This is a genomic window from Geodermatophilus aquaeductus (assembly GCF_900182545.1).
Taxonomy (GTDB): Bacteria; Actinomycetota; Actinomycetes; order Mycobacteriales; family Geodermatophilaceae; genus Geodermatophilus; species Geodermatophilus aquaeductus.
This window is the reverse complement of record NZ_FXTJ01000006.1, coordinates 47,540-73,288: the sequence shown is the minus strand read 5'-3', so window position 1 is coordinate 73,288 and position 25,749 is coordinate 47,540. Positions and strand designations below refer to the sequence as shown.

General features: G+C 75.3%; 32 protein-coding genes. 20 read left to right on the top strand and 12 right to left on the bottom strand.

Annotated features, from left to right (window positions below; translation table 11 throughout):
• Nucleotides 1-101: 101 nt before the first annotated feature.
• From FN207_RS15780 to FN207_RS15745, 9 genes are all read left to right on the top strand, one after another.
• Nucleotides 102-791 carry a GntR family transcriptional regulator gene (locus FN207_RS15780; protein WP_142459433.1) on the top strand — a complete coding sequence of 230 codons (690 nt, stop codon included), beginning with the start codon at nucleotides 102-104 and terminating at the stop codon, nucleotides 789-791.
• Nucleotides 788-2,863 (top strand): hydantoinase/oxoprolinase family protein, encoded by a 2,076-nt coding sequence (locus tag FN207_RS15775; RefSeq protein WP_142459432.1) that lies wholly within the window; start codon nucleotides 788-790, stop codon nucleotides 2,861-2,863. Before FN207_RS15780 ends, FN207_RS15775 begins: the two co-directional genes overlap by 4 nt.
• Before the next feature lie 2 nt (nucleotides 2,864-2,865).
• Nucleotides 2,866-4,743 carry a hydantoinase B/oxoprolinase family protein gene (locus FN207_RS15770; RefSeq protein ID WP_142459431.1) on the top strand — a complete coding sequence of 626 codons (1,878 nt, stop codon included), beginning with the start codon at nucleotides 2,866-2,868 and terminating at the stop codon, nucleotides 4,741-4,743.
• A gap of 2 nt (nucleotides 4,744-4,745) precedes the next feature.
• Nucleotides 4,746-5,369: an isochorismatase family protein gene (locus FN207_RS15765; protein WP_185938367.1), complete on the top strand. Its 624-nt coding sequence runs from the start codon at nucleotides 4,746-4,748 to the stop codon at nucleotides 5,367-5,369.
• 127 nt (nucleotides 5,370-5,496) lie between these two features.
• A complete protein-coding gene (locus FN207_RS15760; protein WP_142459430.1) occupies nucleotides 5,497-5,997 on the top strand; it encodes a hypothetical protein in 501 nt (166 codons plus the stop codon).
• Nucleotides 5,998-6,009: 12 nt separating this feature from the next.
• The gene (locus FN207_RS15755) at nucleotides 6,010-6,468 is read left to right on the top strand and encodes an NUDIX hydrolase (protein ID WP_142459429.1); all 459 of its coding nucleotides are present in this window, start codon (nucleotides 6,010-6,012) and stop codon (nucleotides 6,466-6,468) included.
• 449 nt (nucleotides 6,469-6,917) lie between these two features.
• Nucleotides 6,918-7,061, top strand: coding sequence for a hypothetical protein (locus FN207_RS26330; protein ID WP_185938366.1), 144 nt, complete (start codon nucleotides 6,918-6,920; stop codon nucleotides 7,059-7,061).
• A gap of 154 nt (nucleotides 7,062-7,215) precedes the next feature.
• Nucleotides 7,216-8,193 (top strand): ferritin-like domain-containing protein, encoded by a 978-nt coding sequence (locus FN207_RS15750; RefSeq protein ID WP_142459428.1) that lies wholly within the window; start codon nucleotides 7,216-7,218, stop codon nucleotides 8,191-8,193.
• A 113-nt stretch (nucleotides 8,194-8,306) separates the two neighbouring features.
• The gene (locus FN207_RS15745; RefSeq protein ID WP_142459427.1) at nucleotides 8,307-8,732 is read left to right on the top strand and encodes a hypothetical protein; all 426 of its coding nucleotides are present in this window, start codon (nucleotides 8,307-8,309) and stop codon (nucleotides 8,730-8,732) included.
• A 51-nt stretch (nucleotides 8,733-8,783) separates the two neighbouring features.
• Here the strand turns inward: FN207_RS15745 and FN207_RS15740 are convergent, their stop codons facing one another.
• Nucleotides 8,784-9,065, bottom strand: coding sequence for a DUF427 domain-containing protein (locus FN207_RS15740; protein ID WP_142459426.1), 282 nt, complete (start codon nucleotides 9,063-9,065; stop codon nucleotides 8,784-8,786).
• Between the two features lie 148 nt (nucleotides 9,066-9,213).
• Here FN207_RS15740 and FN207_RS15735 point away from each other — a divergent pair, with 148 nt between their 5' ends.
• Entirely contained in the window at nucleotides 9,214-9,453 is a 240-nt protein-coding gene (locus tag FN207_RS15735; RefSeq protein WP_142459425.1) for a hypothetical protein, read from the top strand.
• Between the two features lie 115 nt (nucleotides 9,454-9,568).
• Entirely contained in the window at nucleotides 9,569-10,219 is a 651-nt protein-coding gene (locus tag FN207_RS15730) for an LppU/SCO3897 family protein (protein ID WP_142459424.1), read from the top strand.
• A 61-nt stretch (nucleotides 10,220-10,280) separates the two neighbouring features.
• Here the strand turns inward: FN207_RS15730 and FN207_RS15725 are convergent, their stop codons facing one another.
• The gene (locus tag FN207_RS15725; protein ID WP_142459423.1) at nucleotides 10,281-10,664 is read right to left on the bottom strand and encodes a PaaI family thioesterase; all 384 of its coding nucleotides are present in this window, start codon (nucleotides 10,662-10,664) and stop codon (nucleotides 10,281-10,283) included.
• An 81-nt stretch (nucleotides 10,665-10,745) separates the two neighbouring features.
• On the opposite strand from FN207_RS15725, the gene FN207_RS15720 reads away from it, so the two are divergent.
• Nucleotides 10,746-11,297, top strand: coding sequence for a DM13 domain-containing protein (locus FN207_RS15720; RefSeq protein WP_221888231.1), 552 nt, complete (start codon nucleotides 10,746-10,748; stop codon nucleotides 11,295-11,297).
• Between the two features lie 18 nt (nucleotides 11,298-11,315).
• On the opposite strand, the gene FN207_RS15715 is transcribed toward FN207_RS15720, so the two are convergent.
• From FN207_RS15715 to FN207_RS15710, 3 genes are read right to left on the bottom strand one after another with little or no spacing between them, the layout of a single operon-like run.
• Nucleotides 11,316-11,762 carry a GNAT family N-acetyltransferase gene (locus FN207_RS15715; protein WP_185938365.1) on the bottom strand — a complete coding sequence of 149 codons (447 nt, stop codon included), beginning with the start codon at nucleotides 11,760-11,762 and terminating at the stop codon, nucleotides 11,316-11,318.
• Nucleotides 11,763-11,781: 19 nt separating this feature from the next.
• Entirely contained in the window at nucleotides 11,782-11,913 is a 132-nt protein-coding gene (locus tag FN207_RS27330) for a hypothetical protein (protein ID WP_281282146.1), read from the bottom strand.
• A complete protein-coding gene (locus FN207_RS15710; RefSeq protein WP_246066101.1) occupies nucleotides 11,910-12,950 on the bottom strand; it encodes an ATP-binding cassette domain-containing protein in 1,041 nt (346 codons plus the stop codon). The genes FN207_RS27330 and FN207_RS15710 overlap by 4 nt, the downstream gene beginning before the upstream one ends.
• A gap of 239 nt (nucleotides 12,951-13,189) precedes the next feature.
• Here FN207_RS15710 and FN207_RS15705 point away from each other — a divergent pair, with 239 nt between their 5' ends.
• On the top strand, nucleotides 13,190-13,471 hold the full coding sequence (locus tag FN207_RS15705; protein WP_246066100.1) for a DUF559 domain-containing protein: 282 nt from the start codon (nucleotides 13,190-13,192) through the stop codon (nucleotides 13,469-13,471).
• A gap of 18 nt (nucleotides 13,472-13,489) precedes the next feature.
• Here the strand turns inward: FN207_RS15705 and FN207_RS15700 are convergent, their stop codons facing one another.
• Nucleotides 13,490-14,020, bottom strand: coding sequence for a DUF6328 family protein (locus tag FN207_RS15700; RefSeq protein WP_185938364.1), 531 nt, complete (start codon nucleotides 14,018-14,020; stop codon nucleotides 13,490-13,492).
• A 168-nt stretch (nucleotides 14,021-14,188) separates the two neighbouring features.
• On the opposite strand from FN207_RS15700, the gene FN207_RS15695 reads away from it, so the two are divergent.
• Nucleotides 14,189-14,416, top strand: coding sequence for a hypothetical protein (locus FN207_RS15695; RefSeq protein WP_142459421.1), 228 nt, complete (start codon nucleotides 14,189-14,191; stop codon nucleotides 14,414-14,416).
• A gap of 18 nt (nucleotides 14,417-14,434) precedes the next feature.
• Here the strand turns inward: FN207_RS15695 and FN207_RS15690 are convergent, their stop codons facing one another.
• The gene (locus FN207_RS15690) at nucleotides 14,435-14,692 is read right to left on the bottom strand and encodes a hypothetical protein (RefSeq protein WP_142459420.1); all 258 of its coding nucleotides are present in this window, start codon (nucleotides 14,690-14,692) and stop codon (nucleotides 14,435-14,437) included.
• A gap of 82 nt (nucleotides 14,693-14,774) precedes the next feature.
• Here FN207_RS15690 and map point away from each other — a divergent pair, with 82 nt between their 5' ends.
• On the top strand, nucleotides 14,775-15,557 hold the full coding sequence (gene map / locus FN207_RS15685; RefSeq protein WP_246066099.1) for a type I methionyl aminopeptidase: 783 nt from the start codon (nucleotides 14,775-14,777) through the stop codon (nucleotides 15,555-15,557).
• A gap of 6 nt (nucleotides 15,558-15,563) precedes the next feature.
• Here map and FN207_RS15680 read toward each other — a convergent pair whose 3' ends face one another.
• The 5 genes from FN207_RS15680 to FN207_RS15660 all read right to left on the bottom strand — a co-directional run bounded on the left by FN207_RS15680 (nucleotide 15,564) and on the right by FN207_RS15660 (nucleotide 18,987).
• On the bottom strand, nucleotides 15,564-16,745 hold the full coding sequence (locus FN207_RS15680) for an FUSC family protein (protein ID WP_185938363.1): 1,182 nt from the start codon (nucleotides 16,743-16,745) through the stop codon (nucleotides 15,564-15,566).
• Between the two features lie 94 nt (nucleotides 16,746-16,839).
• Nucleotides 16,840-17,337 carry a PGPGW domain-containing protein gene (locus tag FN207_RS15675; RefSeq protein ID WP_185938362.1) on the bottom strand — a complete coding sequence of 166 codons (498 nt, stop codon included), beginning with the start codon at nucleotides 17,335-17,337 and terminating at the stop codon, nucleotides 16,840-16,842.
• Between the two features lie 40 nt (nucleotides 17,338-17,377).
• Nucleotides 17,378-17,923, bottom strand: coding sequence for a hypothetical protein (locus FN207_RS15670; protein ID WP_110005947.1), 546 nt, complete (start codon nucleotides 17,921-17,923; stop codon nucleotides 17,378-17,380).
• Between the two features lie 102 nt (nucleotides 17,924-18,025).
• On the bottom strand, nucleotides 18,026-18,295 hold the full coding sequence (locus tag FN207_RS15665; protein WP_142459416.1) for a DUF2277 domain-containing protein: 270 nt from the start codon (nucleotides 18,293-18,295) through the stop codon (nucleotides 18,026-18,028).
• Between the two features lie 65 nt (nucleotides 18,296-18,360).
• Nucleotides 18,361-18,987: a hypothetical protein gene (locus FN207_RS15660; RefSeq protein ID WP_142459415.1), complete on the bottom strand. Its 627-nt coding sequence runs from the start codon at nucleotides 18,985-18,987 to the stop codon at nucleotides 18,361-18,363.
• A gap of 84 nt (nucleotides 18,988-19,071) precedes the next feature.
• Here FN207_RS15660 and FN207_RS15655 point away from each other — a divergent pair, with 84 nt between their 5' ends.
• The 5 genes from FN207_RS15655 (at nucleotide 19,072) to FN207_RS15635 (ending at nucleotide 25,737) form a co-directional block, all read left to right on the top strand.
• Entirely contained in the window at nucleotides 19,072-19,467 is a 396-nt protein-coding gene (locus FN207_RS15655; RefSeq protein WP_142459414.1) for a hypothetical protein, read from the top strand.
• A 38-nt stretch (nucleotides 19,468-19,505) separates the two neighbouring features.
• Nucleotides 19,506-20,387: an SDR family NAD(P)-dependent oxidoreductase gene (locus FN207_RS15650; RefSeq protein WP_142459413.1), complete on the top strand. Its 882-nt coding sequence runs from the start codon at nucleotides 19,506-19,508 to the stop codon at nucleotides 20,385-20,387.
• Nucleotides 20,388-20,496: 109 nt separating this feature from the next.
• Nucleotides 20,497-21,963 carry an ethanolamine permease gene (eat, locus tag FN207_RS15645; RefSeq protein WP_185938361.1) on the top strand — a complete coding sequence of 489 codons (1,467 nt, stop codon included), beginning with the start codon at nucleotides 20,497-20,499 and terminating at the stop codon, nucleotides 21,961-21,963.
• A 40-nt stretch (nucleotides 21,964-22,003) separates the two neighbouring features.
• Complete coding sequence (locus FN207_RS15640) at nucleotides 22,004-24,325, top strand: penicillin acylase family protein (RefSeq protein WP_142459412.1); 2,322 nt, start codon at nucleotides 22,004-22,006, stop codon at nucleotides 24,323-24,325.
• Nucleotides 24,322-25,737, top strand: coding sequence for an ethanolamine ammonia-lyase subunit EutB (locus FN207_RS15635; RefSeq protein ID WP_142459411.1), 1,416 nt, complete (start codon nucleotides 24,322-24,324; stop codon nucleotides 25,735-25,737). Before FN207_RS15640 ends, FN207_RS15635 begins: the two co-directional genes overlap by 4 nt.
• Nucleotides 25,738-25,749: the final 12 nt, after the last annotated feature.

The window sequence follows — 25,749 nt, the reverse complement described above, 5'->3', positions numbered from 1 at the left end:
TCGGCAACGCTCTGCGACGGATCGGCGGGGTTCCCCGGACCCCCTTGTGCGGGGTGGTGGGGACCCCTAACTTGCATGCAATCACCCGGGAGGTGTGAGCGGTGACACGTCCACCGACGTCCGCGGAGCGGACCCGCGACACGCTGCGCGGGCTGATCCTGCAGGGCGACCTCGCGCCGGGCGCCCGGCTGGGCGAGGTGGAGCTGGCCGCGCGGCTCGGGGTGAGCCGGACGCCGGTGCGCGAGGCGCTGTCCCGCCTGGCCGCCGAGGGACTGGTGGAGGTCGCGCCGAACCGCGGCGCCCGCGTGGCCACCTGGACCGTCGCCGAGCTCGAGGGCGTGTTCGACCTGCGGTCGGTCCTCGAGCCGCAGCTCACCGCGCACGCCGTCCCCCGGGCTCGCCCCGCCGACGTCGAGGAGCTCGACGCGCTCGCCCGGCGGATGCACGAGGTCGGCGGCCCGGGACCGCGGCAGGACCTCGACGCCCTCGTCCCGCTCAACCGGGCCTTCCACGACCGGCTGGTGGCCCTGGCCGCGCACCCGACGCTGGCCGCCGCGCTCGCCGCCGCCATCCACCCGCCGATCGTGCGGCGCAACTTCCTGACCTACGACGAGGAGTCGCTGCGCCGCAGCCTGGCGCACCACAGCGAGATCGTCGCCGCCCTGCGCGCCGGCGATCCCGACTGGGCCCGCGCCGTCATGACCGCCCACATCGCCAACGCCCGGGCCGTGATGGTCCGGGCGGCCCGGCGGACCACCGGCACCGCGACCCGGGAAGGGGAGACCGCATGAGCTACCGGCTCGGAGTCGACGTCGGGGGGACCTTCACCGACGTCCTGCTCGTCGACGAGGACAGCGGCGCGACGTGGCGGGCCAAGACCGCCTCCACCCCGGCCGACCAGGCCGTGGGGGTGCTCACCGGCATCGGGCGGGTGTGCGCCGACGCGGGCATCGCCCTGAGCGAGGTCGCCTCGGTGCTGCACGGGACCACGGTCGCCACCAACGCGATCCTCGAGGGCAAGGGGGCGCGGGTCGGGCTGGTCACCACCCGCGGCTTCCGGCAGGTGCTGCAGATCGCCCGCTCGTTCGTGCCCGGCGGGCTGGCCGGCTGGATCATCTGGCCCAAGCCCGAGCCGCTGGCCGACCTGGAGGACACCGTCGAGGTCGAGGGGCGGATCGCCAGCGACGGGTCGGAGGTGCGCCCGCTCGACGAGGCCGACGTCCGGGCGCAGCTGGCCCGGCTCGCGGGCCGTGCCACAGGGGGAGAGGGCGTCCGGGCGCTGGCCGTCAGCCTGGTCAACTCCTTCGCCGACGCCTCCCACGAGCGCCGCATCCGCGAGCTCGCCGCCGAGGTGCTGCCCGGGGTGCCGGTGTCGCTGTCCTCCGACGTGCTGCCGGAGCTGCGCGAGTACGAGCGCACGCTGACCACCGTCGCCAACGGCTACGTCCAGCCGCAGGTGGACCGGTACGTGCGGCACCTCTCCGAGGGGCTGCGCGACGGCGGGGTGGCCGGCGACCTGGCGATCCTGCGCAGCGACGGCGGGCTGCAGTCGGCCGAGGCCGCGGTCGCCGCGCCGGTGACGATGCTCCTGTCCGGCCCGGCGGGCGGGGTGACGGGTGCGGTGTGGGTGGCCGAGCAGTGCGGCTTCCGCGACCTGATCACCTTCGACATGGGCGGCACCTCCACCGACGTCGCGCTGGTGCGCGACCTCTCCCCGCGGATCGGCCGGGAGACGAAGGTCGGCGACCTCACGGTGCGCGCCTCCAGCGTCGACGTCCGGACCGTCGGCGCCGGCGGCGGCTCCATCGCGCACGTGCCCGAGCTGACCCGCGCCCTGCGGGTGGGCCCCCAGTCGGCCGGCGCCGACCCGGGCCCGGCGGCCTACGGCAAGGGCGGCGTCGAGCCGACCGTCACCGACGCCGACGTCGTCCTCGGCTACCTGCCCTCGGCGCTGGCCGGCGGCGAGATCACCCTCGACGTCGAGGCGTCCCGGGCCGCGGTCGGCAAGGTCGCCGAGGCGATGGGGCTGGACTCCCCGGAGGCCGCGGCCGCGGGCATCGTCGACATCGTCAACGAGAACATGCTCGGCGGGCTGCGGCTGGTGTCGGTGCAGCAGGGCTTCGACCCCCGCGACTTCGCCCTGGTGGCCTTCGGCGGCGCCGGCCCGCTGCACGCCAACGCCCTGGGGAAGCTGACCGGGGCGTGGCCGGTGATCGTCCCGCCGTCCCCCGGGGTGCTGTGCGCCCTCGGCGACGCCACCACCAGCCGGCGCGACGAGTCCGCGCGGACCGTCCTGCGCCGCCTCGGGCAGCTCACCGACGCCGAGCTGGCGCAGATCCTGCGCGAGCTGGCCGAGGAGGCCGGGCAGCGGCTGGCCGCCCAGGGGCTGGCGCCGGAGGACCAGACGGTCGGCTACCAGGTCGACGTCCGCTACCACGGGCAGGGCTTCGAGATCCCCGTGACCGTCGACCCGGACTGGCTCGGCGGCGGCTCGGCGCTGACCGAGCTGGGCAGGGCCTTCGACGCCGAGCACGACCGGCTGTTCTCCTTCCTGCTCGACGTCGACCACGAGCTGGTCAACGCCCGCGCGACGGTCACCGGCCCGCGCCCCGACGTCGCACCGGTGCACCTGGAACCCGGCGACGGCGACCCGGCAGGCGCGCTGGTGACCGAGCACCCGGTCCACGTCGGCGGGCAGCGGGTGACCGCCTCGGTCTACGACCGGGCGCGGCTGCGGGCCGGCGACGTCGTCCCCGGTCCGGCGATCGTCACCGAGATGGACTCCACGACCCTCGTCCTGCCCGGGCACGTCGCCACCGTGCACCCCTCGGGCTCCCTGCTGATCACCCCCTCGGAGAACTGACCATGGCGCAGATCGTCGAGACCGCGACCGGGGACGTGGAGCGGGTCGACGTCGACCCGGTCACCCTCGACCTCATCGAGAACGGGCTGCGCAACGCCCGCTACGAGATGGACGAGGTGCTCTTCCGCACCGCGCTGTCGCCGGGCATCCGCGAGCAGCACGACGAGTTCCCGCTCATCGCCGACCGCGACGGGAAGATGGTCGTCGGCCAGTTCGGCCTGTCCATCCCCGACTTCCTCGACGGCTTCGACGGGACCATCGAGGAGGGCGACGTCCTCCTGACCAGCGACCCCTACGCCTGCGGCGCGGCGATCAGCCACGCCAACGACTGGCTGCTGGTCGTGCCGATCTTCAAGGACGGCCGGGTCGTCGGCTGGGCGTCGATGTTCGGGCACATGTCCGACGTGGGCGGGAAGACGCCGTCGTCCATGCCGACCGACGCGCGCACCATCTACGAGGAGGGGGTGGTCATCCCGCCCTTCAAGCTCTACCGCCGCGGTGAGCTCAACGAGGACGCGCTGCGGATCATCCTCAACCAGGTCCGCATGCCCGACTGGAACCGCGCCGACCTCAACGGGCTGGTCGCCGCCTGCCGGACCGCCGCCCGCCGGGTGGTGGAGATGTGCGACCGGTTCGGCACCGCCACCTACCTCTCGGCGCTCGACGCGCTCCTGCAGCGCAACCACGACGCCATGAAGGTGCTGCTGTCGATGGTCTTCGAGGAGGGCCGCACGCTCTCCTTCACCGACTACATCTGCGACGACGGCGTCGGCAACGGGCCGTACGAGCTGAAGCTGTCGCTGACCCGGACCGGCGACAAGGTGCACCTGGACTTCACCGGGTCCTCGCCCCAGGCGGCCGGGCCGATCAACTACTACATCAACGAGAACCTGACCCGGATGTTCTTCGGGATCTACATGATCACCGTCGCCGATCCGCAGATCCTCTGGAACGACGGCTTCTACCCGCTGGTCGACGTCACCATCCCGGACGGGTCGTACTGGAAGCCGAGGCACCCGGCGGCGCTGTCGGGCCGCAACCACGGCATCGGGCGGGTGTTCGACCTCTTCGGCGGGCTGCTCGGGCAGACCAACCCGGCGCTGCTCAACGCCGCCGGGTTCTCCTCCTCGCCGCACTTCATGTACTCCGGCCACTACTCGACCGGGGAGCGGACGGGGGAGTGGTTCCAGCTCTACTCGATCGGCTTCGGCGGCATCCCCGGCCGGCCGCTCGGCGACGGGCCCGACGGGCACTCGCTGTGGCCGAGCTTCGTCAACATCCCCTGCGAGTACCTGGAGTCCTACTACCCGCTGCGCATCGAGAAGTGGGAGACCGTCCCCGACACCGGCGGGGCCGGCCTGCACCGCGGCGGAAACGGCGTCGACGTGGCCTACGTCTTCGAGGAGCCCGGTGAGATCGCCATCCACGACGACCGGTGGCTCACCTACCCGTGGGGCGTGAACGGCGGCACCCCCGGCGCCCGCGGCCGCAAGTGGATCGACCGCGCCGACGGCACCCGCGAGGTGCTGCCCTCCAAGTGCCACGGCGTGCCGGTGCGGCCCGGCGACGTCCTGCACTTCGTCACCTGGGGCGGCGGGGGCTGGGGCGACCCGCTCGCGCGCGACCCCGAGCTGGTGGCGCGCGAGGTGCGGCGCGGACTGGTCACGCAGGACGGCGCGCAGCGCTACGGCGTCGTCGTGTGCGACGGCGGGGAGGTCGACGCCGAGGCCACCGACACCCTCCGCGACCAGCTGCGCGCCGACCGCCCCGCGGAGCTGCCCGTCTTCGACATGGGCCCACCGGTCGAGGAGCTGCTCGCGCGCTGCGAGGAGGAGACCGGCCTGCCCGCACCCCGGCGTCCGGTGTGGACGGCGAGCTGACCGTGACCGCAGCCGGGCCGCACGGGTCGGCGTTCTCCGGCCGGGTGGGGTGGGGGAGCTCCCCGGCCGTGGTCGTGATCGACCTGTGCCGGGCCTACACCGAGCCCGACGGGCCGTTCGCGCTGCCCGATCCCGGCCCGGCGGTGGCGGCGGCCGGCGCGCTGGTCGACGCCGCCCGGTCGGCCGGGCACCCGGTGCTGTGGACGGCGGTCCGCTACGCGCCCGGCCTGGCCGACGGCGGCCTGTTCGTCCGCAAGGTGCCGGCGCTGGCCTGCTTCGCCGCGGACGCGCCGGGGGAGTGGGGGCGGCTCACCCTGACGCCGGCGCCGGGCGAGCCGGTGGTGGTCAAGCAGTACGCCTCGGGGTTCTTCGGCACGACGCTGGGGCCGACGCTGCTCGGGTTGGGCGTGGACACGGTCGTGCTCGCCGGGGTCTCGACGTCGGGCTGCGTCCGGGCCACCGCGATGGACGCGCTCAACTGCGGCTTCCGCCCGCAGGTGGTGCGCCAGGGCTGCGCCGACCGCACGCCGGCGCTGCACGGGAACAACCTCGCCGACCTCGACGCCAAGTACGCCGACGTCGTCGACCAGGCCGAGGCGCTGGAGCGGCTCCAGCGCCTCGCGTAGACGGCGGCGCCTCCCGGGTGTCCCCCCTCGGGAGGCGCCGCCCCACCGCGTGGCCGGTGTGGCGGGTGGGGGCCGGCGGCGGGTCGCGCTCCGGCCGCGGCCGGTCGGCTCCGTACGTTCGCACCCGATGCACACCGCGACCGAGCCGCTGCCCGACGGCCTCCTGCCCGACGGGCTCGACACGGAGCGGCTGCCCGTCCGGTCGCGGCACCGGGCCGGACGGCCGGGAGTCCGTCGCCGCCTGGCATGGGTGCTCGGCGCCCTCGCGCTGCTGCTCGCCGTCGGCGGCCTGGCGGTGCTGGTCGCGCCGGCGGTGACCGGTCCCGTGGGCGGTGCCGCGCCGGCCCTGCCGACCGCGGCCGTGCCGACCGACCCGGTGGCGCGGCCGGCGTCCCCGCACCCGTCGACGTCGGCGCCGGTGACGTCGACGACGGTCCCCGCGCCGGTGACCGTCGAGCCCGAGCCGGTGGCCGAGGTGCCCGTCGCCGTCCCGTCGGGAGCCCCGGTCCCGCCGCCGCCGGCGGCCGCGCCGACCCCCGCGGCGCCCGAGCCCCCTGTGGCGTGCGACGAGCGGCCCGGCCGCGGACACGGGCGCGGGCACGGCGACCGGGAGCCGCGCTGCCCGTGACAGGCTGACCCCGTGCCGAGGCGGAGCGCGGGGGTGCTGCTGTACCGGCGCTCACCGGACCTGCAGGTGCTGCTCGGGCACATGGGCGGGCCGTTCTGGGCCCGCAAGGACGACGGCGCCTGGTCGGTCCCGAAGGGCGAGTACGGCGACGGCGAGGACCCGCTCGCGGTCGCGCACCGGGAGTTCGAGGAAGAGTTGGGCAGCCCCGTGCCGGCGTCGGACCTGGTCCCGCTCGGCGAGCTGCGGGCGGGGTCGAAGGTGCTCACCGTGTGGGCCGCCGAGGGCGACCTCGACGCGGACGCCACCGTGAGCAACACCTTCTCCCTCGAGTGGCCGCCGCGGTCGGGGCGCGTGCAGGAGTTCCCCGAGATCGACCGCGCCGCCTGGCTGGGCCTCGACGAGGCGCGGGTCAAGCTCGTGAAGGGCCAGGTCCCGTTCCTCGACCGGCTGGTCGCGGTCCTCGCCGGCTGACCCCGCGCCCGGTGTCGACGTGGTGCTGTCTCCGCGGCCCGGAGACAGCAGCAGGTCGACACCCGGCGCGCCGTGGGGCGTCCGTGAGGCGGACGGGGGAACGCGGTGGGTCGAACGCGTGACGTCTCGTCCCAGCGGGGCGCGGGGCCTCGCGCCGCGCCCTCGGTGGTGTCACCCTCGGCGGCCACCGACCCCGGGAGGTCCCCGTGAGCACCGCCCACCGCTGTTCCGCCCCGTCCTGCACCTGCACCGCGTCGGCCCGCCCCGCGGCCACGACCGTGGTGGCACGGACCGTGGTGCGCCGCCGTCCCCGGTGGTCCGCCGCCCCCGCGCAGATGACGGATCGCTGACGAGGCGTCACACCCGTCCCATCCGCGACGGCGACGTCGCAGGTGGGTGACAGGGTCTGGCTCCCGAGTCCTGACGGACTCCCGAGCGAGGAGACCCGCGTGCTGTGTGACACCTGCGCCGCCGAGACCCACCCGGGCCCGGTGTGCGCCCGCTGCGCCGCGCTGGCGCAGCTGACCCAGCCGGTGCTGCGGCTGGAGACCCGCCGCCGGCCGCCGGTGCCCCCGGCGGCTCCGCGGGGCTGAGACCGGTCGCCGTGTCGGCCCGTCGAGGTGTCGACGGGTCGACACGGCGTGACCGAGCTCACTGCTAGCAATCCGCTTGCAGGAGTTAGCAGACGCGTCGGGCGGGGCATGCAGAGGACGTCAGGTCATCCCCGATCTCTGGAGTCCCCCCATCGTGACCGACACCACCCACGCCAAGGTCGTCAACCAGCTCCGCGCGCTCGTGCTGCTCACGCAGACCGAGGAGCAGATCGCCCGTACGCGCGTCTCCCAGGCCCGGACCGACGCCGTCCGCCGCGAGCTGACGCAGAACGCCGACAACGCCATGGAGCGCACGCGCCTCATCACCGCCGAGCTGCGCGAGCTCGGTGGCGTGCCCGACGTCGTGACCCCGGCCCTCGGCCGGCTGGCCGCCGTCCTCAAGGCCACCTTCGAGCAGGCCGAGCCGATCGAGGAGGCCCTGCTGCAGGACCTCTCGCTCGAGCACCAGCTGCTCGACCGCGCCACCTACCTCAAGGTCCTGGGCCAGCGGGCCGGTCTCGCCAAGGTCGAGCGCCTCGCCGAAGGCCTCATCCGGGCCCACGAGGCCACCGTCGAGTGGCTGACCGTCGTCCTGGCCGAGGAGGCGCTGGGCGGCCCCGCCGCGCTGCAGCCCACCCCGTTCCAGACGGTCGCCGGCGTCACCACGCGTGCCGCCATCGCGCCGTACCGCTTCGTCGCCAACCGGGTGAACGAGGCGCTGGACACCGCCCAGCAGCGGCGCCAGCGGGTCGGCGAGGAGCTCGGCCAGGTCGCGGACCGCGCCAGCACCCTCACCGACGCCGTCCGCGAGACCCTGACGGTCGGCCGCAGCGCCGCGCTGCGCCGGGCCGAGCGGATCGCGCGCCGCGAGGGCAACCGCGAGGCCGCGGACACCGCCAAGGCCGCCCGCGAGGAGCTCGGCGACGTCTCCGCCGACGAGCTGCCGATCAAGGGCTTCGACTCGCTGTCGACGTCGGACGCCGCCAAGGCCGCCAAGGCCCTGCGCAGCCCGCACGACATCCGCGTGCTGATCCGCTACGAGGAGACCCACAAGAACCGCTCGAGCGTCATCAGCGCCGCCCAGGCCGCCCTCGCCGAGGTCGCCAAGGAGGCCGTGGGCGTCGACAGCTGACGCCTGCACTCTCCGGAGGGCCCGCACCCACATCGGGTGCGGGCCCTCCGCATGCCGAGGAGATCACGTCCCAACGGGTCGCCGCCGTCCGGTACCTCGGGGAAGGTGGAGACATGCAGATCACTCCCCAGGCCCTGGAGCAGGAGTTCTCCCTCCAGACGGCCGCCACCCGCCTGGACTTCCTGAGCCGGCGGGACTCCGGGGCGACGACCCTCAACACCGTCTCCGACCGCGACGACGACGACTGGAGCTCGCTGCTGGAGGACGACACGTCCCTCGACGTGCCCGAGTCCCTCGAGCTGCTCGCGCTCGGCGAGGTCATCTCCCGCAAGGCCCACGACAGCCAGCTGGTCGGCTTCCGCGCCGCCCTGCGCGGCGGGGCGACCTGGGAGCAGATCGCCGCCGCCCTCGACGTCACGCCGGACGAGGCCTGGGCGGCCTACCACCGCGCGATCGAGCGTCAGGAGCGCACCGCCGAGCTCGCGCCCGACGAGGCGGCCTCCGCCCGCGAGCTGGCCGGCGCCCGCCCGGGCGCCTGAGTCCTCCAGCCCTCCCGGGCCCGGCCGCCGCGGCGGCCGGGCCCGCTGCGTTCAGCGGACCTCGACGCCCCTCCAGAAGGCGACCCGGTCGGTGATCTCCTTGGCCGCGTCCTTGGGGGCGGGGTAGTACCAGGCCGCGTCGGGGTTGGTCTGCCCGTCGACCTCGAGCGAGAAGTAGGACGCCTCGCCCTTCCACGGGCAGGTGGTGTGCGTCGACGACGGGCGCAGCACGTCCTCGCGCACCGACGCGCGCGGGAAGTAGGCGTTGCCCTCGACGGTGACGATGTCGTCGGACTCGGCGATGACGGTCCCGTTCCAGGTGGCAGTGGTCATGCGGCCGATCGTCCCCCCGGCGCTCCCGCGCGGCACCCCGTCGCGTGCCATCCGGGTGCCCACCGCAGGCGTACCGCGGGGACGGCTGGGCATGAGTCGGAGGAGCGCCGCGCGCGCCGACCATGCCGCTGATCCCGAGGAGTCCGCCGTGTCCCAGGCTGCCCGTCCGCCCGACCCCGACGACCCGCGGCGCGGGATGCGGGTCCGGCCACAACGCGGCCGCGCGCTGTTCCTCGGCACCTTCGTCGGTCTCATCGTCCTGGTCTTCGCGATCATCCTGCTGGTCAGCCAGTGCGCCCCGGAGGACGACGACGAGGGCGGCGACGACGACGCCACCGGCGTCACGGTGGTCGTCGAGCAGCCCGGATCCGTCCTGATCGCCACCTGACCCACGCGGGGGACGACGCGGCGCGTCGCCCTGACCTGCGGGGACGTCGTGTGTGAAGGTGCCCGCCGGACCGGATGCCGCCCTGGCGCCGGTCGGAGCACCGAGGAGCACCGACATGACCGACCCGGGACAGCCCGGCGCCCAGCCGCCCGCCGGGGGCCCGCAGCCCGGCCAGTCCGTCCCGCCGCAGGGTGCGCCGTACCCCGGCGCGACTCCCGCGGGTGGCACTCCCGCGGGTGCCACTCCCACGGGCGCATGGCAGCCGCCGGCCGGCGCCTCGCCCCAGGGCGGTCAGGCCGGCGCCTGGGGTCAGCCGCAGCCCGGCCAGCCCCAGCCGTTCGGCCAGCCCCAGCACCACGTGCAGCCCGGTCCGTTCGGTCCTGGCCAGCCGGGCCAGCCCGGCCCCTTCGGTGGTCCGGCCCCGGCACCGGCGGGCAAGCCCGGGAAGGGCCGGAAGATCGGCAGCATCGTCGCGGCGGTCGCGATCGCCGGCGGCGTCGCCGCCTTCCGGCTCGTCGACTTCGGCGCCCCCGACGTCGGTGACTGCGTGCAGCGCGCCGGGGTCTCCGACGTCGACATCGTCGACTGCGGCGACTCCGAGGCCGAGCTCCGCGTCGTCGGCATCGAGGACGAGAAGCTGACGGAGGACGAGTACTTCGCCGACCCCGACACCTGCAGCGAGTTCCCCTCGGCCACCGACGCCCTGTGGCGCGAGGGGAAGATCGGCAGCGACGGCACCGTGTACTGCCTCGAGCCGGTCAGCTGACCTGCTCCGCACCTCGAGCGCCCCGCCGGTCCGACCGGCGGGGCGCTCGTGCTTCCGGGGGCTAGCGGTCGAGGAGGGCGAAGGTCGCGACGGCGTGCGCGATGCCCCTGCCCTCCTGCTCGACGTCGGCCTCGCAGATGGTCAGGTGCTCCCCGCGGGTCCGCACCCGCCCGCGCACCTCGAGCCGGCCCGGCTTCCCGGGGCGCAGGTAGGTCACGGTGAGCTGGCTGGTCGCGGGCACCTCGCCGTCGCCGGTGGTCGTGCGCACGGCCTGCCCCATGACGGTGTCGACCAGGGTGGCGACGACGCCGCCGTGCAGGGTTCCCGCCGGGTTGAGGTGCTCGCCGCGGACCTCGAACCCCAGCGTCGCCTCGCCGTCACCGGTGCCCTCGACCGTCACCCCGAGCCGCCCGGCGAACCCGCCGGGGACCGCGTCGTCTGCCATGCGGCGGGCGGTACCCGGCTCCGGAGCACCCACGCCCGGGAAACCCCACGGCCGGCGGCACCGCGGCTATGGTCCGCCGCCGTGGCGACGCGACGGAGGACGTGGATCTGGTCGGCAGCGGCGGTCGTGGTGGTGGCGCTGGCCGCCGTCACGCTCATCTGGTTCCAGCCGCAGAAGCTGTTCTACGACGACCGGGTCGACGAGAGCCTGCCCTCGGCCGCCGCGGAGGAGACCCCGGTGGGCGACGGCGGGGGAGCGGTCATCACCGTGGCGCCCTCCGGCCCGGTCGACCTCGCCAGTGGCACGTTCGTCTCCCGCGAGCACGAGACCGTGGGCACCGCCCGGGTGGTCCGGCTGCCCGACGGGCAGGTCGTCGTGCGGCTCGAGGGGTTCGAGACCTCCAACGGCCCGGCGCTCTACGTCTACCTCTCGCAGAACCCGGCCGCCGGCGAGGAGGCGGCCTTCGACGAGGAGTTCGTCGACCTGGGTCCGCTCAAGGGCAACGTCGGCGACCAGAACTACGTCGTGCCCGAGGGCGTCGACGCCACGGGCTTCACCAGCGTCGTCATCTGGTGCGACCGCTTCGACGCCGCGTTCGGCGCTGCCGACCTGGGCCCCGCGGCGATGGCCTGAGGAGCAGGTGGCCTGACGTCAGGCCGGCTCGCGGCGCATCGGCACGTGCGGGATGCCGTCCTCGACGTAGCCCGGGCCGCTGAGCCGGAAGCCGAAGCGCTCGTACCAGCCCTGCAGGTGCGCCTGGGCGCCGAGCGTGATCGGCCGCCCCTCGCAGAGCCGGATCCCCTCCTCGACCAGCCGGGCGGCCAGGCCGCGGCCGCGCGCGGGGGCGGCGGTGGCCACCCGCCCGATCGCGCGGGTCGCGCCGTCGTCGAGGACCCGGATGGTGGCGAGGACCTCGCCGTCCTCCTCGAACCACAGGTGCAGCGTGCCCGGCTCGGGATCGCGGCCGTCGAGCTCGGGATACGGGCACTCCTGCTCGACCACGAAGACGTCGACCCGCAGCCGGCACAGGGCGTAGACCTCGAACGGGGTGAGCTCGGCGAAGCGGGCGGTGCGCAGGGTCGGCTGGTCGGCAGGCACCCGTCCGTTCTAGCCGACGTCAGGTGCGGGTGCGGTAGCGGTCCACTGCGAGCGGGCCCTGCGGCCGCGGGCGCTCCGCCGACCCGAGGGCGGCGAGGACCGCGTCGGTGTCCGGGGCGGTCGTCGCGGGGACGGTCTGCAGGACGGTCATCGCGGGTCCTCCGGGTCGGGGGTGCCGGTGCTGTCGGCGGGCCGGCCGGTCAGGGCGAGGACGACCTCGTCGAGGCTCGGCTGGCCGAGGGCGAACTGCGCCAGCGGGATGCCGGCGGTCTCCAGGGCGGTGAGCGCCCGGGCCGCGGGTGCGGCGTCGGCCATGGCGGCGGTGAGAGCCGCCGGGTCGCCGTCCTCGGTGACCGGGACGGCCAGGACGCGCTCGAGCAGCGCCCGGGCCGCGCCGCGGTCGTCCGGGTCGGACACCCGCACGTGCAGCGTGCCCGAGCCCACCGACGCCTTCAGCTGCCCGGGCGTGCCCTCGGTGATCACCCGGCCGGCGTCGATGACGGAGATGCGGTCGGCGAGCTGGTCGGCCTCGTCGAGGTACCGGGTGGTCAGCAGCACCGTCGTCCCGCCGCGGACGAGCGCGCGGATCACGTCCCACACCTGGTTGCGGCTGCGGGGGTCCAGGCCGGTGGTCGGCTCGTCGAGGAAGACCAGGTCGGGCCGGACGACGATGCTGGCGGCGATGTCGATGCGCCGCCGCATCCCGCCGGAGTAGCTCCTCACCTGCTTGCCGGCCGCCTCGGTGAGGCCGAAGGCGGCGAGCAGCTGGTCGGTGCGCTGGCGCGCGGCGGCCCGCGAGTAGCCCAGCAGCCGGGTGAGCAGCAGCAGGTTCTCCGCGCCGCTGAGCATCTCGTCGAGGGAGGCGAACTGGCCGGTCAGGCTGACCCGCGCGCGGACGGCGTCGGCGTCGGTGACGACGTCGTGGCCGAAGACCCGCGCCGACCCGCCGTCGGGCGGCAGCAGGGTGGCCAGCATCCGGATCGTCGTCGTCTTGCCCGCGCCGTCGGGGCCGAGCAAGCCGTGCACGCCGCCCCGGGGGACCTGCAGGTCGACGCCGTCCACCGCGGTCGTGGCGCCGAAGCGCTTGACCAGGCCCGCGGCCTCGATCGCCAGGACCCCGCCGTCTCCGCCGGTCGCCTGTCCACCGGCCGGCGCCGCGTCGCCGACGTGCGCCGTCACGTGCCCCACCCCCTGCCTCCTGAGTCGAGCGCCCGCACGGGGCCGCACGGGTCCGACAGGACAGACCGGCCGGGGTTCCGGGACTCATCGACGTCGGTGGCCGCGCCTACCGTGCCGCGTGTGCAGGGACCGGGTCGCGCACCGCCGCCGTCGGTAAGGACCACCGTGTCCCCCACCGCTCGCACGCTCGCGGCGGGCCCCTGCACGGTGGCCGGCCTCGGCTGCACGCCCGCGGTGTGCGCTACCGGGTGGACGTCGCTGGTCGGCCCCGTCCGGAGGCTCGCCCCGAGCCTGCGAGGGGTGAGGGGGACGGGGTCCTTACCGGGTGTTTCTGGCACGGCTGTCCCACCTGCGGGCACCTGCCGAAGGCCAACCGGGCGTGGTGGGCGGCGAAGCTGGCGGGGAACACGGCGCGCGACCGGCGGGCCGACGCCATCCTCACCGGGCTGGGCTGGCGGGTGCTGCGCTTCTGGGAGCACGAGGACCCCGACGACGTCGTCGACGCGATCTGCGCCGCCCTCGGCCGCTGACCCGGCCCGTGGCCGCCGTCAGTTCCCGGTGCGGGAGCCGCGGGCGCGCTGCAGGGCCGGGCTGCCGATCCACAGCCAGCCGAGCAGCGCCGCGACGAGGCCGCCGGTGACGAGCGCCTGGGGGAGGGCGAAGAGGAAGTCGACCACCAGGACCACCGCGGCCACGATCGCCACGGCCAGCACGCACAGGCCGAGGAAGGCCAGGCGGTTGCTGCGCCGGAGCAGCTCCTCCTTGTCGTGCTGCCGGAAGAGCGCGCGGTGCTGGGCGGCCGGTGCGATGAGGAGGGCGGTGGCCACGACGGCGGCCACGAGGGTCACGAAGTAGACGTCGCGCTGGAACTCGGTGGCCCGCTCCGTCGCCTGCTGGAACGGCACGACCAGCAGGAACGCGAAGAGGAACTGCACGCCCGGCAGCGCGATCCGCAGCTCGTTGAGCAGCTCCATGAGCTCCCGGTCGATCCGCTCGGCGTGCGTCTCGTCCCGGCCGTCGGCCCCGCGGCGCCGGTCGGTGTCCGCGCTGCCGTCCCGGGGCTCCGGGGTGGGTCGCACACCGTGTCGTGCCCGCTCTCCAGAGCCCGTCGTCGCCATGTCCGTGGTGCTCCTTCCGGGTCGCGGCTTCCCCCGGGGTCGCACGATCCCGGCCGTTCGGAAGTCGTATACCCGCCGGACACCCGGTGATCACCCGCGGGCCACCCGTCGCCGGGTAGGGGGCGTGTCATGTCGATGTGGGAGCCGATGACCCCGAACCGCTACCGCCCGGACGACGAGATCGCCGCCGCGGACCCCGGTACGGGCGCGCCGCCGCCGGCCGAGGGCTTCGGCGTCGGCGGCGAGGAGCCCGACCGTCCGGAGCAGGCCGAGGGGTCGCCGGCCGCGCCCGACGGTCCGGAGACCGTCTTCCGCACGCCGGACCCCGCCGACGTCCGGCGCGAGCCAGGCACCTGAGTCAGATCAGCACCTGAGTCAGATCAGCGGACTGGGCGCCGTCGCGGGGCCCTCGTCGGGCTGGTCGGCCTCGCGCAGGTCGTGCGCCATGCGCACCCGGGCGGCCGGGTAGACGTCGACGGCGCCGTCGGGACCCTCGAGGTAGCACCAGCCGTCGGCGAAGAGCACGTGGCAGTCCTCGTACACCTCGCGCGCCGTCGGGAGGCCGCCGGGCTCGGCGATCTCGATGCGACGCACCCTCTGCCACTGGCCGGGCCTGACCCTGCGGAAGTCCATGGCGGCCACCGTGGCACCACCGGCCTGTGCGAGGCCAGTCCACGGCGCCCCGGGGCGCCGGGCGTCTCGTACCGTCGACGGCGTGGACCTGACCGTTCTCCCGCCGCGCACCACCGACGAACTCGACGCCATGCGCGCCGCCGGTCGCGTGGTGGCGCAGACGCTCGCGGCGGTGCGGGCGGCGGCGGTCCCCGGGGTCAAGCTGCGCGAGCTCGACGACCTCGCCAAGACGACGATGTACGAGGCCGGCGCGACGTCGTCGTTCCTCGGCTACAAGCCGTCGTGGGCGCCGACGGCCTACAACGGCGTCCTGTGCCTGTCGCCCAACGAGGTCGTCGTGCACGGCCGGCCGAGCGGACAGCGGCTCAAGGACGGTGACCTGCTCAGCGTCGACTGCGGCGCGGTCGTCGACGGATGGAACGGCGACGCCGCGTTCTCGGTGCTGGTGGGGGAGCACGCCTCCGCCGACGACGCCCGGCTGGTCGCCGCGACCGAGGAGGCGCTCGCCGCGGGCATCGCCGCCGCGGTGCCGGGCGCGACGCTGCTCGACGTCGCCCGCGCCGTCGACGCCGTCGCCCGCCGGTACGGCTACGCGCACCTGCCCGACCACGGCGGGCACGGCATCGGCCGCGCGATGCACGAGCCGCCGTTCGTGCCCAACCAGCCGCTGGCCGGGCTGGACCGCGTGCGCCTGCACGCCGGCAGCACCCTGGCGATCGAGCCGATGCTCCTGGCCGGTGACGGGTGCTACCGGCACAAGAAGGACGGCTGGGCGGTGGTGACCGCCGACGGCCGCCGGGCCGCGCACGTCGAGCACACCGTGGCCGTCACCGACGACGGGCCGGTCGTCCTCACCGCCGCCTGAGCCGGCTCACCGGCGCCGACGCCGGGTCACCGCCCGGCGCAGTGCGCGCCGCTGCGCCCCGGCCAGCGGCGGCGGCGCCCACGACGTCGACGGCGGGTGCAGCGCGGTGCCCAGCTCCACGCGCAGCAGGTCCACCGCGTCGAGCAGGCTGCCGTGCTGCGACCAGCCGGCGGGGTCGGTGCGGGGATCGACCAGCAGGGCGTCCGCGAGCCGGGCGCGCAGCTCGAGCAGTTCGCCCAGGCGGTCGGCGTCGACGTCGGAGGGCGGCGCGGTGCCGGCGGCCACCGCCCCGGCGTCGTGCAGGGTCCTCGCGACGGCGCGCAGCACGTCGGCCAGCGCCTCCCGTGCCGGCCGCGACCACGCCGCGGCGGCGTCGTCCTCGGGCAGGAAGTAGGTGCGGTCCAGCAGCACGCGGGTGAGGGTGCGCAGGCTGACGTGGACGCGCTCGAGGGCGTTGAGCGTGTTGCGCAGCCGCGGCTGCGCAACACGGGCCACCCGCCCGCGGGGGTTGAGCCGGGCGCTCTCCTCGGTGCGGGCCAGGCGGCGGTCGGCGCGGGCCACCTCCGTCCCCAGGCCGCGGGCGCGCTCCAGCAGGGAGTCGGCGACGCGGCGCGACCACGGGCCGCCCAGGGCGGTCGCGACGTCCTCGCAGTAGCCGGCCATGCGCTCGGCCAGCTCCGCGATCGCCTCGCTGGCCGGCTGCACGTAGAGCGGCGGTGCGACGAGCAGGTTCACCAGGACGCCGACGCCGGCGCCGATCAGCGTCTCGGTGATGCGGCCCAGCGCCGCGTTCTCGGCTCCGCCCACGGCCAGCACGAGCATCGCGCTGATGGGCACCTCGGCCAGGTGCGGTCCCAGCCGCAGCAGCCGGCCGACCACCAGCGAGATGCCCACGACGAGGCCGAGGCTCCACCAGGTGAGCCCGACGACCGAGGCGAACAGCACCGCGATGAGGACGCCGGAGGTGACGCTGGCAACGCGCTCCCAGCCGGTGGCCAGGGTCTCGTACAACGTGAGCTGCACGACCAGCAGCGCGGTCAGCGGGGCGAGGATCGGCGAGCTGGTGGTGTCCAGCCAGGTGGCGATCTGGAAGGCCACCACCGCGGCGAGCACCGTCTTGGCGGTGCGCAGACCGGGGGCGCGCCCGCGCCGCACCAGCCGCGCGGCCAGCGCACGCGGTCCGGCCACGGCTGCCAGTCTCCCCGGCACCCGGCCCCGGACGCGCGCCGGCCGCCGTCCGCGGGTGCGGACGGCGGCCGGGGGAGTGCCGATCTGCCGGGCCTCAGCCGAGGCCGAGTGCGGCGGTCGCGCGGTCGACCAGCTGGAAGTGGCCGACCGCCCAGAACGCCAGCCCGGCGGCCGCGAGCCCGCCCACGGTGATCGCCAGCGAGCTGACCGGGTGCTGCTTCGCGTGCCGCCAGGCGGCGACCGCCTTGCGGCGGAAGGCGGCGAAGAACCGCCGCGCCCACCCGAACTCCGTGGACCAGACCCACAGCCCGACCAGGACCGGCGGGATGGTGAGCGGCCCCGGCAGCACCGTGAGGGCCACGCCGAGCACCACGAACAGCAGTCCGACGACGAAGACGCCGACCCGGTACGCCAGGTGCAGGGGCGGGTTCTGCCGGATGCGGTCGCGCCACGAACCGGGCTCGACCGGTGCCGGCTTCCCGAGCCCGTCCGTGCAGTCGGGACACCGGGTGGCGCCTCCGGGAGCGCCGGCGTGCTGGTCGCACACCGTGTTGCCGGTGAACGTCGTACTGCGGGTGTCGGTGCGGGACACGGTTCCCCCAGGGGAGCTCGGTGCGGGCGGTGCGGGGAGCTCAGCGACGGGAGACGCCCTTGATGACCTCGCTGGCCCGCTGCTGCTCACCGGCGTAGGAGCTGACGACGACGAGCGCGCCGGTCAGGGCCGGGATGACCCACTGCAGCGAGTCGAGCTGCTCCTGGGCGGCGGCGATCTCGGCCTTGGTGCGCTTGGTGGGCTTCGTGCCCGACCGCGACGAGGGGTTGGCCGCGCCGCTGCCGGTGCCGTTGACGACCTGACCCAGCGAGCGGCTGTAGGCGGTGACGCCGAGCGCGGCGGCGGTGAGCAGCGTCTTGAGCGCGGACATGCCCGCCACGCCCTCCTGCTGGGCGACCCGGCCGCGGTTGCCGATGAGCTGGCCGACGCTGCCCACGAGGTGGGCGCCGATCGCCACGGCGTTGACCGGCGTCCACCGGTTCCAGCCGACGTTGGCGACCTTGCCGGTGTCCTTGCCGGCCTCGCCGGCGGCGGGGTTCAGGGCGACGGCGTTGGCGAGCGTGCCGCCGAACCAGGCGGACAGGCCGAGGTCGTGCAGGGCGCGGGACACGGTGTTGCGGGCCATCGGGGACTCTCCTGGGGGAAGTGGACGGGAGTCCGCCCCCTACCCGCTGGATCCCCCGCCATGCCCACCGACGGCAAGTGGATCGCGCGCAACGGGCCGCCGTCAGCGGGCGAAGCGCAGCGCCGACCGGGCCTTCGCCTTCTCCGCCTCGACGGCGCGGTCCTTCGGCGGTGCCGTCGTGACGAGCGCGTCGAGCAGCCGGGCGGAGGCGGCGGCCACCTCGGCGACGGCGCGGTCGAAGGCCTCGGCGTTGGCCCGCGACGGGTGCGTGGCGCCGCTGATCTTGCGGACGTACTGCAGCGCCGCGGCCTGGACCTCGTCCTCGGTCGCCGGCGGCTCGAAGTTCGACAGCGGGCGGATGTTCCGGCACATGGGCGGCAGCGTAGGGCCGGGGGACGACGGTGGGGCCCCGTCCGCCACGGGGCCCCACCAGGTGCTCAGACGCCGAAGCCGGCGCGGTCGACCCTGCGGTGGTACCGGGTGCCGAGCTTGCCGCCGAGCAGGGCGCCGACCAGTGTGGCCACCAGGATCGCGGCCAGCGTGATGATCCCGGCGGTGGTCGCGGTGCCCTCGTCGACCGGGATGCGCGGCAGGTCCAGCTGCCGGAGGACGTTGTACTGCGCGCCGAGCACGGTGCCCGCCAGCGCCAGCAGGACGACGACGAGCAGGCCGACCAGCCAGACCGCCAGGCCCTGCCGGACGCCGTCGAAACGCGCCATCCGCCCGGCCACGTAGCCGCCGGCGAGGTAGGCGAGGAACAGCACGACCAGCACGGCGATCGCGCCGCCGAGCCCGATGCCGGCGGCCTGGTCCGTGGCCTCCCCGACGGTGTCGACGCCCTGGGCCAGCCCGAGGCCGACCCCGGCCGCCGAGACCAGCGCGACCAGGAGGACCGCCAGCCCGTTGGCCGACAGCCACCCGAAGAACGCGGCTCCCCACTTGATCCCGCCGAAGCGGGCGCGCTGGGCCGAGACGGCGTCGCGGTCGCGGCCGCGGGTGACGTGCGAGCCCTCCGTCGTCGCGGTCACGCCGGGGTCGTGCTGGGTACGGTCGCTGCTCGCCATGGGACCTCCTCGTCGCTGGAGTGCTGGTCACGGCGGTACCCACCCGCCGCGCGACCATGGCCGGGTCACCCGGGAGGAGGACACGTGACCGTCCTGCTCGTCGACGCCGCCAACGTCGTGGGCGCCCGCCCGGACGGCTGGTGGCGCGACCGCGCCGGGGCCACCACCCGGCTGCTGCACCGCCTGGCCGCGCCGCTCGAGGGCGACGACGTGCCCGAGGTCGACGAGGTCGTGGTCGTCGTCGAGGGTGCGGCGCGCGACGTGCCGGCCCCCGACGGCGTCCGGCTGGTGCGCGCCCCTCGCAGCGGCGACGACGCCCTGGCCGCCGAGGCGGCCGCCCTCGCCGCCGCCGGCCGGGCGGTGCTCGCGGTGACCGCCGACCGCGGACTGCGCGCCCGGCTGCCCGCGGGGACCGACGTGCGCGGGCCGGGCTGGCTGCTGGGTGTCCTCGATCGCATGGCGGGCAACCGACCGGGGTAGCCGGGGAGCGACCCCCGAGACCGAGGAGACCTCCCCGCATGCCGCAGACCGTGCTCATCACCGGTGCCTCCAGCGGCATCGGCCGCGCCACCGCCCGCCTGTTCGCCCAGCGCGGGGCGGTCCTCGTGCTGCTCGCGCGCGGCCGCGAGGCCCTGGAGGCGACCGCCGCCGAGGTCCGGGCGGAGGGCGCGGCCGACGTCGTCGTCTGCCCGGCCGACGTGCTCGACGAGGACGCGCTGCGCACCGCCGTCGAGGGGACCGTGCAGCGCTTCGGCAGCCTGGACGTCGTCGTGCACGCCGCGCAGGTGGTCGCCTACGGGCGCATCGAGGAGGTGCCCAGGGAGGTGTTCGAGCGGGTGGTCGACACCGCGCTGCACGGCACGGCCAACCTCGCCCGCGTGGTCCTGCCGCAGTTCCGCCGCCAGGGCGAGGGCCACCTGGTGATCGTGAGCTCCCTGCTGGCCTCGGTGACCACCCCGCTGATGGGCAGCTACATCACCGCCAAGTGGGGCCAGCTCGGCCTGATCCGGGTGCTGCAGCAGGAGACCCGCGACGTGCCGGGCATCCACGTCTCGGCGGTCGCGCCCGGCGGCGTGAACACCCCGATCTACTCGCAGGCCGGCAGCTACATCGGCCTCAAGGGCCGCCCGCCGATCCCGATCTACTCGCCGGAGCGGGTGGCCCGCTCGGTCGTCGCGCGCCTGGACCGGCCGCGGCGGCTGGTCCAGTCCGGCTTCGCCAACCCGGTCGTCATCCTCGGCTTCCGGCTGTTCCCGGCGGTGTACGACGCCCTGGTCGGGCCGCTGCTGCGGGTGTTCGCCCTCGCCGACGACCAGCGGACGCCGCCCACCGAGGGCAACGTCTTCGAGTCGAGGCCGGCCGGGAACGCCGAGAAGGGGCGCTGGCACGGCATCCCCTGAGTCGGCGGTGTGAACGGGCCGTTGCCGCTGGTGCAGGCCGTTGACCTGCGGCGCGGCACGGGACCAGGCTGGCCCTCCCGCCGTCGGCGGGCCGACCCCGGAGGCGCCCGTGACCGCCGACCCGACCGCCCGTTCCACACCGACCCGCTCGGCCCACGCAGGCGTGGAGGCCGAGCGGGCCGCGGAGGGGTACCTCGAGAAGCGCCGGCTGCGCACCGGGACGGCGGGCTGGCTGCTGCTCGCCGGCCTCGGCGTCTCCGCGGTCATCTCCGGTGACTACGCGGGGTGGAACTTCGGCCTGGCCGAGGGGGGCTTCGGCGGCCTGCTCATCGCCACCGTCCTCATGGCGGTCATGTACACGGCGATGGTGTTCGGGCTGGCCGAGCTCGGCTCCGCGCTGCCGACCGCGGGCGGCGGCTACACCTTCGCCCGGCGCGCGCTCGGCCCGTGGGGCGGCTACGCCACCGGCGTCGCCGTCCTCATCGAGTACGCCATCGCGCCGGCCGCGATCGCCACGTTCATCGGCGCGTACGTGGAGTCCCTCGGGCTGTTCGGCATCACCGACGGCTGGTGGGTCTACCTCGCGGTGTACGCGCTGTTCATCGGCATCCACCTCATGGGCGTCGGCGAGGCGCTCAAGGCGATGTTCGCCGTCACCGTGGTCGCCGTGGCCGGCCTGGTGGTCTTCCTCGTCGGCGCCGTTCCGCAGTTCGACTCCGGGAACCTGCTCGACATCGCGCCCACCGACGCCGCCGGCGCGTCGTCGTTCCTGCCCTACGGGCTGATCGGGGTCTGGGCGGCGTTCCCGTTCGCGATCTGGTTCTTCCTCGCCGTGGAGAGCGTGCCGCTGGCCGCCGAGGAGGCCCGCGACCCGGCCCGGTCGATGCCGCGCGGGATCGTCGCGGCGATGGGCGTGCTCGTCGTCCTCGCCGTCCTCATGCTCGTGTTCACCCCCGGCGCGGCCGGGTCCGCGGCCATCGCCGAGTCGGGCAACCCCCCGGTCGACGCGCTGGCCGGCGCCGGCGTCTCCGACGGCCTGACCCGGGTGGTCAACTACGCCGGCCTGTTCGGGCTGGTGGCCAGCTTCTTCTCGATCATCTACGCCTACTCCCGGCAGACCTTCGCGCTCTCCCGCGCCGGCTACCTGCCGCGCGCCCTGTCGGTGACCAACGCCCGCAAGGCGCCGGTGCTCGCGCTGCTCGTCCCCGGCGCGATCGGCTTCGCGCTCTCGCTGACCGGCCAGGGCGCGATGCTGCTCAACATGGCCGTCTTCGGGGCGACGGTGTCCTACGTGCTGATGATGGTCAGCCACATCGTGCTGCGCCGCCGCGAGCCCGACCTGCCGCGCCCGTACCGGACCCCGGGCGGGACCGCGACCACCGGGATCGCCCTGGTCCTCGCCGCGGCCGCGGTCGTGGCCACCTTCCTCGTCGACGTCACCGCCGCGCTGTGGACGCTCGCGGCCTACGTCGTCTTCCTCGCCTGGTTCGCCCTCTACAGCCGCCACCACCTCGTGGCCTCCGCGCCGGAGGAGGAGTTCGAACTGCTCGCCGCCGCCGAGGACGACGTCCGCTGAGACGGCGCACGCGCGCCCGACCCGACGCAGAGGAGTCCCCGTGGCCGAGCAGGAGTTCGTCGTCGAGGGTCTGCGCGAGGACGTCGAGATCCTCGTCGACGTCTGGGGCGTCCCGCACCTCTACGCCGGCTCGCGCGACGACGTCCACCTCGCGCAGGGGTTCAACGCCGCCCGCGACCGGCTCTGGCAGATCGACCTGTGGCGCCGCCGGGGCAACGGGCTGCTCAGCGAGGTCCTCGGCGAGGCCTTCGTCGAGCAGGACCGGGCCAACCGGCTGCTCCGCTACCGCGGCGACATGCGCGCCGAGTGGCTGGCCTACGGCACCGCGACGCGGGCGGTGGTCGCGGCCTTCACCCGCGGGGTGAACGCCTACGTCCGCTGGGTGCTCGACCACCCCGAGCACCTGCCGCCGGAGTTCCGGGTCCACGGGTACCTCCCGGCGGAGTGGGACCCGGAGGACGTCGTCCGGTTCCGCACCCACGGCCTCTTCTACAACGTCGAGCAGGAGCTGGCCCGGGCGCTGACCCTGCGCGACGCCGGCCGGGAGGTGGAGGAGGTCCGGCACGCCCGGGAGCCCGCCGACCCGCTCGTGCTCCCCGACGGCACCGACCTCGGGGTGCTCGCGGACGAGGTGCTGCGGGTCTACCGCCTGGCCTTCTCCCCGGTCGACCTCAGCGGCCGACCGGCACCGGGGGAGTGGCAGCACGCGTCGGCCGGCAGCAACAACTGGGTGGTGTCGGGCTCCCGGACGGCGACCGGCCGGCCGCTGCTGGCCAACGACCCGCACCGCGCGGTCGGACTGCCCTCGCTGCGCTACCTCGCCCACCTCGACGCCCCGGGCATGAGCGTCATCGGCGCGGGCGAGCCGGGGCTGCCGGGCATCTCCATCGGCCACAACGGCACCGTCGCGTTCGGGCTGACGATCTGGCCGGCCGACTCCGAGGACCTCTACGTCTACGAGCTCGACCCCGCCGACCCCGGCCGGTACCGCTACGGCGACGGGTGGGAGGCGTTCACCCGCGAGACCGACCGCATCGCCGTCGCCGGTTCCGACCCGGTCGACGTCGAGCTCGTGTACACGCGGCACGGGCCGGTCGTGCACACCGACCCGGAGCGCGGCTTCGCCGTCGCGGTGCGGGCGGTGTGGCTGCAGCCGGGGATGTCGCCCTACCTCGCCAGCGTCGAGTACCAGACCGCGGCCGACGCGGACGGCTTCGTCGAGGCGCTGTCGCGCTGGGGCGCGCCGGGGGTCAACCAGGTCTACGCCACCGTCGACGGCGACATCGGCTGGCAGGCGTGCGCACTCGTGCCGCGGCGGGTCGGCTGGGACGGATCGCTGCCGGTGCCCGGCGACGGCCGCTACGAGTGGGACGGGTTCGCGCTGGCCGAGGAGCTGCCCGGCGTCCGCAACCCCGACGCCGGCTGGTTCGCCACCGCCAACCAGGAGAACCTGCCCGCCGGCCACGACCCGGCGCTGGCGATCACCCACGACTGGTACTCCCCGGCGCGCTACGAGCGGCTCGCGGAGTGGCTGGCGCGCGACGACGCGGTGAGTGTCGAGGCGAGCCTGCGCATGCAGTGGGACGCGGTCAGCGTGCACGCCCTGCGGGTCTGCGCCGCTCTCGCGCCGGTCGACGGCGGGAAGGTGCGCGACCGCGACGTGCTGGACCGGCTGCGGTCCTGGGACGGCGAGGAGTCGGCCGGCTCGTTCGAGGCGCTGGTGTTCGAGGTGTGGCTGCGCCGGCACCTGCGGCCGTGGCTGCTCGAGGAGCTGCTCGACCGCGAGGGGGTCGAGGACCGCGCGACCGCCCGGCGGACGGTGCTGCGGGACGAGTCCATGGACTCCGACCTCCGGGGTGACCTGCGGATGCTCGCCGCGTACGGGGACGACGGCGACCGGCTCACCGCGGGAGTCGACGCGACCCTGCGCCCGGCACTGGAGGAGATCGAGGGGCTGCTGGGCCCCGACCGCTCGGGATGGTCGTGGGGCCGGTTGCACCACACCCGGCTGGTGAACACCGCGCTGGCCGCGGCCGACGGCGTGCCCGCGGAGTGGGTCCAGGTGGGGCCGGTGCCGCGGGCCGGCAGCGGTGACACGGTCGGGATGACCGGCTACGGTCCGGACTTCCGGCAGACGATGGGGTCGACCTTCCGCATGGTGCTCGACGTCGGGGAGTGGGACAGCAGCCGGGCGATCAACGCGCCCGGGCAGTCCGGGGACCCACGCTCGCCCCACTACGCGGACCTGTTCGAGCCGTGGGCGGCGGGCGGGAGTTTCCCGCTCGTCTACAGCCGGGAGGCGGTGGAGGCCCACCTCGGCATCCGGATCCGTCTGCGGGCAACGCGGGAGGATGCACCATGACCGTCCGCCGCACGACGCTCGGGGGCCACACCTACGAGTTCCCGACGCTCGTGGAACTCATGGCGAGGGCGACGCCGCTGCGCTCCGGTGACGTCCTCGCCGGGTGCGCCGCGGAGTCCGCCGCCGAGCGGGTCGCCGCCCAGACGGTGCTCGCCGACCTGCCGCTGGCCACCTTCCTCGACGAGCAGGTGGTCGGCTACGACGAGGACGACGTCACCCGGCTGGTGCTCGACACCCACGACGCGGCCGCCTTCGCGCCGGTCGCCTCGCTGACGGTGGGGGAGTTCCGCGACCGGCTGCTGGCGTGGGCGGCGGCCGGCGACGAGGCGTCGATCAGCGCGCTGGCGCCGGGGCTGACGCCGGAGATGGTCGCGGCGACGTCGAAGCTCATGCGCAACGCCGACCTGGTCGCCGTCGGCCGGCGGACGCGGGTGGTGACCGGGCTGCGCAGCACGCTCGGCCTGCCCGGGACGCTGGCCTCGCGGCTGCAGCCCAACCACCCCACCGACGACCCGGTCGGCGTCACCGCCTCGATCCTCGACGGCCTGCTGCACGGGTCCGGCGACGCCGTCATCGGCATCAACCCGGCCACCGACTCCCCGGTGCGCACGGTGGCGCTGCTCGAGCTCCTCGACGCCGTCATCAGCCGGTACGAGATCCCCACGCAGTCGTGCGTGCTCGCCCACGTGACGACGACGCTGCGGGCGCTGGAGCAGGGCGCCCCGGTGGACCTCGTCTTCCAGTCGGTGGCCGGCACCCAGGAGGGCAACCGCGGCTTCGGCGTCACCCTCGACCTGCTCGCCGAGGCCCGCGCGGGGGCGCTGGCGCTGGGCCGCGGCACGGTCGGCGACAACGTGACGTACTTCGAGACCGGGCAGGGGTCGGCGCTGTCGGCCGGCGCGCACCTCGGCATCGGCGGCCGGCCGGTGGACCAGCAGACGCTCGAGGCGCGCGCCTACGGGGTGGCCCGGCACTTCGAGCCGCTGCTGGTCAACACCGTCGTCGGGTTCATCGGGCCGGAGTACCTCTACGACGGCAAGCAGGTGCTGCGCGCCGGGCTGGAGGACCACTTCTGCGGCAAGCTGCTCGGCCTGCCCATGGGCGTGGACGTCTGCTACACCAACCACGCGGAGGTCGACGGCGACGACACCGACTCGCTCATGCTGCTGCTCGGCGCGGCGGGCTGCTCGTTCGTCATCGCCGTCCCGGGGTCGGACGACGTGATGCTGCACTACCAGTCGCTGTCGTTCTCCGACGTCCTCACCACCCGCTCGGTGCTCGGCCTGCGACCGGCGCCGGAGTTCGAGGCGTGGCTGGCCCGGATGGACCTGCTCGGCGACGACGGCCGGGTGCGCGAGGTCTCCGCCGACGCGCCCGCGGCGAAGGCCCTCCTCGCGGCGGCGCGGTCGTGACCGCCCCCGACG